This window comes from Flavobacterium pygoscelis (assembly GCF_023162025.1).
Taxonomy (GTDB): Bacteria; Bacteroidota; Bacteroidia; order Flavobacteriales; family Flavobacteriaceae; genus Flavobacterium; species Flavobacterium pygoscelis.
Genome location: NZ_JALNUB010000001.1, coordinates 36,145 through 49,390 on the forward strand (window position 1 = coordinate 36,145; position 13,246 = coordinate 49,390).

Sequence of the window (13,246 nt, forward strand, 5' to 3'; positions counted from 1 at the left end):
GTAATTTAATAATTTTAACCCTTGTTGAAGGATCTAAAAATCAAATTTCAACTGAACAACGACAAACTGTTTTTGCTCTGTATTCAAATTACTTATAGATATACCTAATAAACGAACAGAATTTTTCATTCGTTCTTGATATAAAAGTTCACTCACAATTTCAAGAATTAAAGCTTTATCTGAAACAAAATAGGGCAAAGTTTTACTTCTGGTTTGTTGTGTAAAATCACTATATTTTATTTTAAGGGTAATTGTTTTGCCTGCAACCTGGTGTTTTTTTAATCTTTTTTCTAATGTCTGTGCAATACTTTCCAGCTTCTCTATCATAAAAATTTCGGAAGAAAGATTGATATCAAAAGTATTTTCGGCAGCAACTGATTTAGTAATCCGATTAGATTTTACTTCACTGTTATGAATACCTCGTACCACATTGTAGTAGAAACTTCCAGATTTACCAAAGTTTTTTTCAAGAAATTCCAAAGACTTATCCTTTAAATCTAAACCAGTAAAAATTCCAAGTTGATACATTTTCTCAGTAGTAACTTTACCAACACCATGAAATTTTCGAATAGGAAGTACTTCTAAAAACGAAACTACTTCGTCAGGATTTACCGTTTTTTGACCATTCGGTTTATTGTAATCACTAGCAATTTTAGCAACAAACTTATTAACAGAAACTCCCGCAGATGCTGTTAAGCCAACGGTATCAAAAATGCGTTTTCTAATTTCTTGAGCTAATAAAGTTGCGCTAGGATTTCCTTTTTTATTTACAGTTACATCAAGATACGCTTCATCTAGTGACAAAGGCTCTACTAAATCTGTAAATTCATGAAAAATTTTTTGAATCTGACTTGAAATCTCTTTATAACGTTCAAAACGTGGAGTAACAAAAATTAGATCGGGACAATTCTTCTTTGCCAACGCACCGCTTATAGCACTACGTACGCCAAACTTCCTTGCTTCATAACTTGCCGCAGCAACAACACCTCGATTTTCTGATCCACCTACAGCAATGGGTTTACCACGTAATAAAGGATTGTCCATTTGCTCTACCGAAGCATAAAACGCATCCATATCAACATGTATAATTTTTCTATTTGGGATTAAATCCTGCATTATAAACCAATTCAGTAATCATCATTTATTTATTAGAAGTCTCTCAATAAATTATAAATTTATGTGCTTATCCACTTTTAATTTATGAGCTTTCTTTTCTGTTGGAAAAAAGAAACTTAATGGTTTTGATTTGAAATGATTCCAAATAGAAATCGTTACAAATCGAAGTTCAAACAAGGATATAGCTCGAGAACGAAAAGCTAGTCCTAAAGAAAGACTAAAGCTTACTATAAAATTGACTAAACCAATAATTCCTATTCCAAAAATACCCCAAAACAACATCGAAGTGCTTACTTTATAATTAGCACCATACAAGGCCAACGCCAAATTACCACTACCAAAAGTAATGTGGCGAACATCTAAATTCAATCCTAAAAATAAACCAATAGATGCTGTACTTCCCATGAATACGCCAAACCAAAAATTAGAGATTATACCAGCCCATCTTTTTTCATAGAGTTTAGCAAGTTTAACGGTTCTTATTTTTCCAAAATTTCTTTTCAAAAAAGGATGTTCTGTAATCCTAAAATACACTTGATTGTGTTTGTCTCTATTAGCAACACTTCCGGATATAATACCCGATAAAAATAAAAACATACCTGCTATTGCAGCATGAAAAATTGCCAAAGAATGAATTGGGCTCAAATCAATAAGTAAGGATTCCCATTTTGTTGCCGCTATATTATAGTGCAAAAAATAATCGATCAACCAAATTCCCAATAGCGAAACTGGAAAAGCCATAATAACATTCCCAACAAAAGCAATGAATTGTGATCGAAACACTCGAGCAAAAAGAACAGCAAACGCTTTGTGTTTCTGTGCTCCTTTCCCTTCTTGACCAACACCTTCTTCTAACGCTCTAATCAAAGCAGAAGCAGTCATAGCGGGCTGTTTTGTAGCCAGTGTATAACCTAATAAATAGATGGTAATAAAACCAAACGCGTAGTTCATGCTATATAAAAAGGCATGACCAAAAAAACTAGTATCTACCTTAGATAGAAGTACTTTTATCACACATAAAATACCTACTATAAAACCACCTCCTAAAGCCGTTTTGAACATCTTGAAATATTCAGCGCGGTTTTCTGTTATGTAATGTTCACCTGTTTTTGCGGTATGTTGCGTAATCTCGTAAGAAATCAATTGAGTACTTTCTGCTATAAACTTACGGACATTATTTTTGTAACAATTGTATTTGACTAACTGTAAGGCTAATGCTATACCATTATTCTTTTTATCCTTCTCAGTATCGACTGTCAATAAAGAAATTAAAAAATTAAGACGAACCAATTGCTGTCTAATTTTTAATAAATTTTGATTTACTCGAAGGGAAATTCCGTACTTAGAACTGTTATGAAAAGCTTTTTCAACAAAGCCTTCACACTGTTTTTGAAGCACTAATAATTGAGAAAAAGACAAGTCATCTGAGGTTATATAATGTTTATCCGAAGTTCTAATTCGTTCCTCAATTAAATACAACTCCTTTTCAAATGCAGAAAAAGGACTTTCTAAATCATCAAATTCAGGAACCATCTTAATAACATCAGTCTCCATGGCACGACCACTTATTCGTTGTATGAGTAAGTGTTCCGCAATTAATAGTTCTGACAACGCAGAGTTAGATTCCATACTATCATAGATAGAATTGAACTTTAAAAGGTCATAAAGTTCTGCCAATTGGTTTAGCGGAATTCTATTGATCCAGATACCATCATTAGCTAAATAAAAAACCTGATTTAGAACATATTCTAACGTATCTTTTTGAGGTTGATAGGGCAAAAACTTAGCAAAAATTCTTTTCTTTACTTCAAAAATAAAATCTACATCTTGCAGTATAGCTGCATCTGAAAGGATTTTATTAAATTTTCTGTCTTTTAAAATTTCCTTTAAATATATAGAAAGTTGTTTTCGACAAGAATAATTTTGTTTTAAAAAAGAAATTATCTCTTGCAAATCGACCGACTGTACTTTTTTTATTTTCAATGGTCTAATTAATCGAATAAGTTCGACTAATGGCTCTAATACATCATTTGTATCGCGCCAAGATTGTGCTTCACCGAAAAATTCAGTTAGGAGACCTGCGGCAGTTGATTTTGGTTTTTCTTTGAAAAATAACTTCATTATTGGAATTCAATTTTTGTAAAAATACAAATCAGCGAAAGAATTTACGATAAGTTATTCATAAAAAATTGATAAGTAAAGGTGAAATAATTCTGGAATCAAGAATATTAATGTAATAAAGCACTTTTTACTTCAACTTCTAAACAGATTAAAAAAAAACTATACCTAAAAGTTTTTATAAATTCTATTTTCAAATAATTTCAATTAAAACCTACCATAATGAAACTTTAAAATATTTAATACCTTTGCTAAGTGATTATAAATACCAAAAAACAAATATTCTAATAAATTGAGAAGAATATTTGATTAAAATAAATAACAAAAAATCCCTCTTCTTTAAACAGTTTTGCAAAAAATTAAAACATAGGAGAAGAAATAACACCGATAAAAATGATTGAAATAGAAAGAAAATTTTTAGTCAAAAATAATTCTTTTAAAGAGGTTTCTTTTAAACAAAATCATATTGCCCAAGGCTATCTAAGTTCAGTTCCTGATCGTACAGTTCGAGTTAGAATAAAAGGCAACAAAGGTTTCTTAACAATTAAAGGTGCTTCTAATGAATCTGGGCTGTCACGATTTGAATGGGAGAAAGAAATACCAGTTCAGGAAGCCACAAAACTTTTAGATCTATGCGAGAAAGGTGTAATTGACAAAACTCGTTATGAAGTAAAAATGGGAGAACATCTATATGAAATTGATGTATTTCACGGGAACAATGAAGGCTTAATTATAGCTGAAATTGAACTTCAATCAGAGAATGATGTTTTTGAAAAACCAAATTGGCTTGGCGCTGAAGTTACGGGTGATATTAAGTATTATAATGCTTATCTAAGTAAAAATCCCTTTTCAGAATGGAATCATTAGTCTACCATCACTTCAATCGTAACAAGCATTCCTCCGCTGCCTTTATTAGAAGCAATTTCCATAAAAGCGCGTTTTGACAAATCGATCTCTCTTGATTTTACAAACGGACCTCTATCGGTAACTTCTACAACAACTGATTTACCATTAACTTCGTTGGTTACTCTTACTTTTGTACCAAAAGGAAGTTTTTTATGTGCTGCGGTGTATTTATTGTTATCAAATCTACTCCCGCTAGATGTTTTTTTTCCAGTAAACTTATCCGCATAATAAGAAGCGTGAGCTTGCTTCTTGTAAGGTTTAAAAACTTCTAAAACAGCAACTAAAGAATCAATTTTTTTTTCTTGAATTTCTATAACAACTTTAGCCTTCTTAATAGAATCTTTTGTAACTGGTACTTTTTGTTTATTAATAACAGAGCTTTGCCCGCTAACTAAGGTAATTGTTGCCAACAAAAAAAATAAAGTAATTGATTTTTTCATGTATATTTTATTAGTTAAACCTATCAAACAAAAACTATACCTAGATAAAAAAGCTCTATTTCTAGAGCTTTTTTAATAGTTTTATTAGAACCACATAGACCAAGGAATTCTACTTAAAATAAGCAACAAACCTAAAGTATAAAAAATAGAAAAAGTTTTAAATTTTGATTCAGAAGTTGCCAGTTTTTTATGTTTAGACCAACCTATTGTAATTAGAGTAATCGCAATTATATTAATTAACGGATGTTCTACTGCGGTCAATCTATAATCTGCGTTTTTCATTACTTCACCAACGCCCATTTCAAAAAGTTTAAATCCTCTTTGAGATACAAAATACAAGATTAAACCCACTAATAATTGTGTATGCGTTCCTATCAATGCAAAAATAGCAATCTTTCTATCTTTGGCAGTAAATTCTTTTTTTGAAAATAAACCAATTAAGGAATTTGCCACTGCAATTACTAATAATAAGAGCGCTAAATAAGCCCAACCGGAATGAAATTTTTGAATAAAATTGTACATAAATTAAGTTTTTGTTTAAAACAAATATAGGAAAAAAAGACATAAAAAAAACGGCATTTCACTGATAAAGTGAATGCCGTTTTTTAAATAATTAACTTTTAATTAAAAATTATAACGCAAACTAAAGTTCCATGTTCTTCCGAAACCGAAGTAAACATTATTACCAGTAGCTACACCATTATAAGTTCTTCCTGAAGACGCATAAGTTGGTCCAGAAGAACCAGAAATAAAGTCATCAGCAAATATGTTAGTTTTTGATTCAGCAATATAAACTTTATCTAAAACGTTATTCACGTTCAATCTAAAGCTTACTGAATCATCTTTATCTTTACCTACTAACATTTTGTATGAAAAACCAGCATCCATTAAACCATAAGCAGGTATTTTTAATGCTCCTTTATTCGTAGCAGATTCAAAATCCTTAGGAGAAATTGAAGCATAAACATTCTCATTGAAGTTGTAATTAGCATCAACAGTAACTCTAGTAACCACTTCGTATGAAGCACCAACTGAAGCTGTTAATTGTGCTGCATCACCCACTTTTACTTTGTCTAAATATAAAGTTTTTGGTGTTCCTCCAGCAAATGGATTGTTTAAAGCGTCATATCTATTACTTACACTATTCCCTTTGTATCTCCAGTCACCAATAGAAAACATCCCGTTAACTTTGAATTTATCAGTCACTTTTGAATTAGCTTCAAATTCAATACCAGAGTGAATTTCAGTAATACCAGAGAAATCAAAATATCCACCAGTATTATCCGGTGAACCATCAGTACTTCTTTGATATCTATCAGCCCACTTCGTATTGTACACGTTTACATTAATATTTACAATACTAGAACGGAAACCATAACCAGCTTCAAATCCAGTAATTTTTTCGTTCACTAAATTTCCATTTAGTTTTGATCTAAAGTTAGGATAAACTGTTGTAAAGAATGGTTGCTTAGAATAATATCCAGCGTTAACAAAAACATTATGACTTTCGTTGATGTTATAGTTTGCACCCCCTTTTACGTTACCTCCTAGGATATTCTCAAAATCCGTTTCTCTTAAGTCATATTCAGGATTTGGAGTAGTTGTATTTTGTTTGAATTGAGGATAATTATAACGATCAATTCTCTTAAAACCTTGCTGAGAAACTGCAGCTTGAACAAAAGCTGTTAATTTATCTGATGAATATTCTAATTGAGTAAAAGCTCCCAACCAATTTACTTTTCCATCATAATCATAACCTACTTTTTGACTAACATTTGAACTTGCAAATGGGTTTAAAGAAGGACTTAATGAATAAGTTTCTGTTATTTTTCTACCTGGACTTGCTATGTTGAAATCAGTATTATCAACAAAAACATCAGCACCTAAAGCATTATTTAAAGTTTGATAATGAATTCCTTTGTAAGTTCTAGCATCAATACCAAAATCTAAGGTTAAAGCATCAGTTAATTTTTTATTCAAACTCACAATACCACCATACCAGTCATGTGAATTAAAAGAAGAAACTTGCGAAATACCAGAGGTATTATTAAGTACAGTAGCAGAACCCACTTTTTTACTTCCTGTATCTGAACTATTTTGATATTCAGTTCCAACTTTACCTCTTGTTTGTGGAACACCATTAATCATTATAGTTTGACCAGCATTCCAAGCTTGAATCTTATCATAATCAATTATACCATTAGCAGTTCTAAAAGCATCATTTACATAATTCAACCCTCTAATTCCACCAACACCATTTGCTCCTGCACCACGACCCCATGATCCATAAACTACCGTAGATAATTTAGTAGTTTCATTAATTTTCCAATCCCAATTGATAGAACCCACAGGTTTATGGTAGTAATTTCTTCTAATATTATACTCTTCACCACCTAAATTACCCCAATCCGAGTTGTATCTTGTATTAGGTTCCCCATTAGTTCCATATTTCAAGTAATTTGCAAGAGAAACAAAAGTACTTCTTTGGTTATGCCATTGTGGAGCACCTGTAAAAGTAAATTGAATATCGTGTTTATCATTTGGCTTATAACCAAAAGCTATAAAATAATTTTGTCCTTCAAATTGAGTTCCATCAACATATCCATCTCCTTGAGTTGCACTCAATAAAACAGAAGCTGATAAACCATTTTTCATGATCCCAGTATTATAAGAACCTTGTATTTTTAAATAATTAGCATTACCAAATGAAGAAGCAAAAGAACCACCTTCTTTTAAATCAGATGTTTTAGTAACTACATTTATAGTACCTCCTACAGAAGCAATAGCTAATTTAGAAGATCCTAAACCTCTTTGAACTTGCATAGCAGAAGTAACATCAGACAAACCTGCCCAGTTACTCCAATATACAGTTCCACCCTCCATATCATTAACAGGCATACCGTTAACCATTACAGCAATGTTTTTTTGATCAAAACCACGAATGTTGATTCTAGAATCTCCAAAACCACCACCAGATTTAGTTACATATACTGAAGGAGTATTTTTTAATATTTCAGGAAATTCTTGTGTTCCTAATTTTTCTTGTATTTCAGCAGCTTTAATTGTTGAAACAGCAACTGGCGTTTTTCTTGCCTTAGCAACATCAATTACACCGCTTTTTACTACTATTTCACTTAATTCATTAGAATTAGATTTTAAAACTATTGTCCCTAAATTAACAGTAGCTCCAGATCCTACTGAAAATCGCACTGTTTTAGTTTCAAAACCTAAAAAGGAAATTACTAATTCTCCAGAACTTGCTGTAGTATTAATAGAAAATTTCCCGTCAAAACCTGTTGAAGTTCCTGTTGCCAAACCTTTTACAGCAACATTAGCCCCAGGCAAAGTACCTTCACCATCAGTAATTACTCCTGTAACTTTCCCCTGAGAAAAGGCTGTAGTAACTACTAAAAGTAACAATCCTGACATTAACCAATTTTTAATTGTCTTCATTTTTTTTAGTTTAATAATATTTGGCAAAAATATAACATTTTTTGTTTAAAAAGTTAACATAAGGTTAAGAATCAGGTTTTTTTTATGGGTGAAAACTCAAAAAAAATCATTTAATATTAATTATATATTAAAAAGATTACAATTTTAAATTAGTCATTGTTTTTTAGTTAATCATCTGTGAAATAACGAGAGAAAAAAATAATTTATTTTTTAAAAAAAATTAATCAAAAAACGTTACAAACCAATTAGTTTTTGAAAAAAAGGAATTTAAAGAACTTATTATACTAATTTAAGTGTAAAAGTCATAAAAAAAAGAGAAATCGAAATGAAAGCATTATTCTTTGATAGCTGAATTATATACCCAACTTTAAAAAAAATTACTACTTCTTTAAATTCAGCCTCATTTACTAACACAGCTAATAATTGAATAGTATAGTTATGGATTCTTTTTATTGAAAATTAAATAAAATGTTATTCCAATTTAAATGGAATTTACACTCTCTACTTGCAGTCAAACGAAATTATTGTTATTATGAAGATTGTTCAATAATAAAAAAAAGAGCTTTCACTTTAATAGAAGTAATTCGATTAACGAGCTTTTCATCTCTAAATACATTTCAGTGTTATTTTGAAAAAAAATAAATACAGAAATTATATTTGATGACAAACACCAATAGAGTTATATCAAGGTAGAATAAAAATTATTTGAACGAAAGCTAATCAAAAAGACTCTGAAAATTAATTTAAAAAAGCATTCTGTATAGCATTATAAATTAGCTATACTATCTAATTCAAATTTAAGAGGTTTTATTTTTTCGAGAAAACGTGCTTTATTATTACCGGTCATCGGTTCACCGGTAGGAAGTTTTAACCGTAATGCATCAACTTGAACCCCATTTTTCCAAAAACGATAGCATACATGTGGTCCTGTGGCAAGACCTGTACTACCCACTAAACCGATAACTTGTCCTTGAGAAACACGCTGTCCGCGTTTTACTAAAATTTTTGACATGTGTAGGTATTGTGTAGAATAAGTACCATTGTGTTTCACTTTTACAAAGTTACCATTCCCAGCAGTAAAACCACTTTGCTCCACAACTCCAGCTGCAGTGGTAGTTATAGGTGTACCTCTTGGAGCAGCGTAATCCGTTCCTTTATGCGCTTTCCATGTATGTTGAACGGGATGAAAACGATTTGATGAAAATCTAGAAGATATTCTACTAAATTTTATAGGTGATTTAAGGAAAAAATTCTTGAGTGTTTTACCTTGTTCATCATAATAATCAATCTTATCAGAATTAGGATTTTGAGCAAAAGGAAATGCATAAATTATTTTTCCTCTATATTCAAAAAAGGAAGCTTCCATTTCTTCTACTCCATCATAAATGGTGTCATTTATAAATCGTTCTGTAAACGTGATTGCAAAACGATCTCCTTTTTTCAGCTTCATAAAATCGATAGAATAGGCATATATTTTAGCAATTTTCCCTGCTAAAGCACCCTCAATTTTAGCATTCCCAAGAGTTTCAGATAAAGATTCCTTTAAAACACCACCAATTGTTCTTCTCTTAATTGTAACTGGTTTTATTTTCTTGTAAGCAACTACAGCAGTATCGCGAAAATCGATTACATAATAAGTCAATGCATCAGGTTGGTAAATAAAAACCTGAAGATTGTGTTTTTTATTTTTAGAACGAAGCAAAGTATAAGGCTTATTAAACCGAATTGACTGTACATTAAGAGTATCTTTTATTGCAGCAATAATATCATAAACTCTTCGATCTCCGATATTTTGATTTTCAATAATATTTCCAAAAGTATCTCCTTTTTTTATTGTGTCATGAACAACATTAAAATCGGCATAAACAAAACCAAAATCCACTTTTTTAGGAACTGGTCTCACTATTTTTTCTTTTGCCAATTCCTTTGTTTTATCACATGAAACCAAAGAAAACAACACTATTATAATTATCAATATTTTTTTCAAACCTGTTTTTTTTTCAGTCTACATTTCCACTCCCCAATTTTCTAATTCATGACTACTCCATAATTCAGGAAAAAAAATTCTTCTCTGATACTTTGGATGCATGTATTTTTTCCAATCACTTCCTCCTGTTGCCTCACCATCACCTTTTCCGCTATTATCAATATATTTTTTTGCCGTATTCAAATGTTGCATCACCCAAGTAATATTTACAGTATGATCATAATGACGCATTGCTGCAATTAGAGCCGGATCATTTTGATCTACTTCTGGCAATTGTTTAAACTTTTGCCAAATATTAATGGTATTGTATTCTTCCATATGATTTAGGAAGCTTTTTTTATATTTTTTTTCAAACTCATCTAACAAGTATGACTTTTTACCAGTGTGATAATCTTTTCCTGCTGCTTGCCAATACAAATGTTCGAAAGCAAATTCATAACTAGTAGTTCTATCAATAGAATCCCTAAAGCGATGATCAATAAGATTTATAAGATCCGTAGAAGAAAATTCGATCAATCTATATTGTGCACTTTGAAAACCACTTGCAGGCGTCAAGGTATTTCTAAACTTCATGTATTGCTCTACTTCCATACCGTCAGCCATTATACTAAAAGAGGTTGTTAGCATATCAAAATAACGTGTGATACGCAACAACCGCTCTGTAAAGAAGTCCGTTTTAATATTTTCACAATAAGAGATTTGTTGCATCTCCCAAAGTATCATTTTAAAAATCAATTCATTAACCTGATGGTACATAATAAAAACCATCTCATCAGGAAGCGTTGTTCTTTGAGTTTGAAGATTTAATAAAGCATCCGTTTGTATGTAATCCCAATAAGTAATAGGTTTAGACCAAAGCAGTCCCTCAAGTTGGGTCTCTGTTTTTTGATTTATAGCTTGGTACTTTAGGTCTATTTGTTTTAATAAATCTTGTGAATTCTCGTTAACGCTCATTCTTATTTTGTTTTAAAAGGATACTTCAAACCTTTATACTCTTCAATATCTGCCTTGATTGATCCTACTGCTAAACTAGCTTTTATCCTAAGTGGAATTTTATTGTTATCATCTGAAATCCAAACCGTAAGACTCTCTTGTTCCTTAAAAACTCGTCCCGATTGCACTAAAGGTCTAAAAACCATGCATGACATAACGCCAAATTTAGTGGTTATATTTTCTCGTCCAATAAATTTTAGCTTAAATTTTGTAGTTTCATCATCGAAAAACATATCAATGGCAATTGCTTCGTTTATTTTTAACTTATCAATATTAGGATGATTCCTTAAATAATAAAAAGTAGATAAGATATCTTGAGTGTTTTTTGGAATCATTAAGGTTTTTTCAGACTTGTGCTTGTAATCCTTTACAAGAATTTTATTCGTTGATTGATTAAAAAAGCCTTCTTGATTTTTGGTATATCCACCTTCATTAATATTCCTTACATATTGATATGGATTCCCTGTTTCTTTATCAATGTAACTTTCGTAAACATCATCTACTTTAAAGAAAAAACGAGACATTCCAGTTGTGTAGCCTTTCCCTACAACATGAAACGATTTTTTGTTATTTACTGTAGCATCTTTAACCTCTAAAGTTGCATAACCAGCATTTACTATACCGTAATGGATTCTAAATTTAAAATATTCACCTACGCCGTAAGCATCCTCTTGAGGAGAATCAAAACTTACTGTAGTTATAAGAATTAAGAGTAAAATTAATTTTTTCATTTTTTTTGTATGTCGGATTAATAACCCTATAACTGCAAATTTTGTTCCAAATATATCAAAACAAAAAAACTCAGTCAAATAATGACTGAGTTTTTATGCTATTAACTAACCAAAAAACTATAAATTATGAAATTTATATCAAATTAGGAAGGAAACCACCCCTTCCAGTTTTGCGAGTGCAAAGGTAGTTAACAAACCTAAATATTATCAGTTAAAAATATACTTTAACACTATATATGCAAAAAAACATACCGTTCATCGATTAAAATTTCACATAATATAAAAATAACGTGTTTCTATAGCGTTCCACGCAATTCCTGTTCTCTCTCAATTGACTCAAAAAGTGCTTTAAAGTTACCCGCACCAAAACCTTTAGCTCCCATTCTTTGAATGATCTCAAAAAACAAAGTTGGTCGATCTTGGACTGGTTTGGTGAAAATTTGTAATAAATAGCCTTCTTCATCAGCATCAACCATGATCGCTAATTTTTCGATTTCATTTAAATCCTCTTTCATCATTTTCATGTGATCCCCCAAGCGCTCTGGAATAGCTTGATAATAAGTATGAGGAGGAGCAGATAGGAATTCTATACCTCTAGCTTTTAGTTGAGACACCGTTTTAATAATATCATCTGTTGCTATGGCGATGTGCTGAATTCCAGGTCCACCGTAAAAATCAAGATATTCTTCGATTTGTGATTTCTTCTTTCCTTCTGCAGGTTCGTTAATTGGAAACTTTATTCTTCCGTTACCATTAGACATTACTTTACTCATCAACGCAGAATATTCCGTATTAATTTGTTTGTCATCAAAAGAAAGGAAATTAACAAATCCCATGACATCTTCATAAAACTTTACCCAAGTATTCATTTCATTCCACCCAACATTACCCACCATGTGGTCAATATATTTTAATCCTGTTGGCTCTGGGTTGTAATCTGACTTCCATTCTTTGTAACCAGGCAAGAAGATACCTTTATAATTCTTACGTTCTACGAAAATATGAACCGTTTCTCCGTAAGTATAAATCCCTGAACGAACAACTTCTCCAAATTCATCTTTCTCTACAGTTGGCTCCATAAAAGAACGAGCTCCACGCTTCATTGTCTCTTCATAAGCACTTGTAGCATCTTCAACCCACAAAGCAGCAACTTTTACTCCGTCACCATGTTTTCTTAAATGGTCATTTATTGGAGAGTTTTCATTTAAAGGCGTTGTCAAAACGATACGAATTTTATCTTGTTTTAACACATAAGAAGTTCTGTCTTTTACTCCTGTTTCTAATCCAGCATAAGCTAATGATTGGTAACCAAAAGCAGTTTTGTAATAATGTACTGATTGTTTCGCATTTCCTACATAAAACTCTACGTAATCTGTTCCTAATAGTGGAAGAAAATCTTGAGCTCCTTCAAATATTTTCTCTAGTCCGTATTCTACTGATTTTAATTCTTTTGACATATTTTCTTTTAATTAGATAATTGGTCAATTAGAAAATTAGATGAT

Annotated in this window: 10 protein-coding genes; 1 reads left to right on the forward strand and 9 read right to left on the reverse strand. The window is 31.2% G+C overall.

Annotated features, from left to right (window positions below; all coding sequences use genetic code 11):
- Nucleotides 1-33: 33 nt before the first annotated feature.
- Together dinB and MW871_RS00180 are read right to left on the reverse strand one after the other, a co-directional pair.
- Nucleotides 34-1,116 (reverse strand): DNA polymerase IV, encoded by a 1,083-nt coding sequence (gene dinB / locus MW871_RS00175; RefSeq protein ID WP_188049091.1) that lies wholly within the window; start codon nt 1,114-1,116, stop codon nt 34-36.
- Between the two features lie 51 nt (nt 1,117-1,167).
- Nucleotides 1,168-3,237 carry a recombinase gene (locus MW871_RS00180; RefSeq protein WP_188049092.1) on the reverse strand — a complete coding sequence of 690 codons (2,070 nt, stop codon included), beginning with the start codon at nt 3,235-3,237 and terminating at the stop codon, nt 1,168-1,170.
- Between the two features lie 390 nt (nt 3,238-3,627).
- Here MW871_RS00180 and MW871_RS00185 point away from each other — a divergent pair, with 390 nt between their 5' ends.
- Complete coding sequence (locus MW871_RS00185; RefSeq protein WP_248427178.1) at nt 3,628-4,101, forward strand: CYTH domain-containing protein; 474 nt, start codon at nt 3,628-3,630, stop codon at nt 4,099-4,101.
- Here MW871_RS00185 and MW871_RS00190 read toward each other — a convergent pair.
- From MW871_RS00190 to hppD, 7 genes are all read right to left on the reverse strand, one after another.
- Nucleotides 4,098-4,580, reverse strand: a complete 483-nt coding sequence (locus MW871_RS00190) for a septal ring lytic transglycosylase RlpA family protein (RefSeq protein ID WP_188049094.1) — start codon at nt 4,578-4,580, stop codon at nt 4,098-4,100. The genes MW871_RS00185 and MW871_RS00190 overlap by 4 nt on opposite strands.
- An 84-nt stretch (nt 4,581-4,664) precedes the next feature.
- On the reverse strand, nt 4,665-5,102 hold the full coding sequence (locus MW871_RS00195) for a hypothetical protein (RefSeq protein WP_210644915.1): 438 nt from the start codon (nt 5,100-5,102) through the stop codon (nt 4,665-4,667).
- Nucleotides 5,103-5,204: 102 nt separating this feature from the next.
- Entirely contained in the window at nt 5,205-8,033 is a 2,829-nt protein-coding gene (locus MW871_RS00200; protein ID WP_248427179.1) for a TonB-dependent receptor, read from the reverse strand.
- A gap of 766 nt (nt 8,034-8,799) precedes the next feature.
- On the reverse strand, nt 8,800-10,020 hold the full coding sequence (locus MW871_RS00205) for a M23 family metallopeptidase (RefSeq protein ID WP_248427180.1): 1,221 nt from the start codon (nt 10,018-10,020) through the stop codon (nt 8,800-8,802).
- A gap of 18 nt (nt 10,021-10,038) precedes the next feature.
- The gene (locus tag MW871_RS00210; protein ID WP_248427181.1) at nt 10,039-10,974 is read right to left on the reverse strand and encodes a tryptophan 2,3-dioxygenase family protein; all 936 of its coding nucleotides are present in this window, start codon (nt 10,972-10,974) and stop codon (nt 10,039-10,041) included.
- Nucleotides 10,975-10,976: 2 nt separating this feature from the next.
- Nucleotides 10,977-11,744, reverse strand: a complete 768-nt coding sequence (locus tag MW871_RS00215; protein WP_248427182.1) for a DUF3108 domain-containing protein — start codon at nt 11,742-11,744, stop codon at nt 10,977-10,979.
- Between the two features lie 296 nt (nt 11,745-12,040).
- Entirely contained in the window at nt 12,041-13,201 is a 1,161-nt protein-coding gene (hppD, locus tag MW871_RS00220; RefSeq protein ID WP_248427183.1) for a 4-hydroxyphenylpyruvate dioxygenase, read from the reverse strand.
- Nucleotides 13,202-13,246 lie beyond the last annotated feature (45 nt).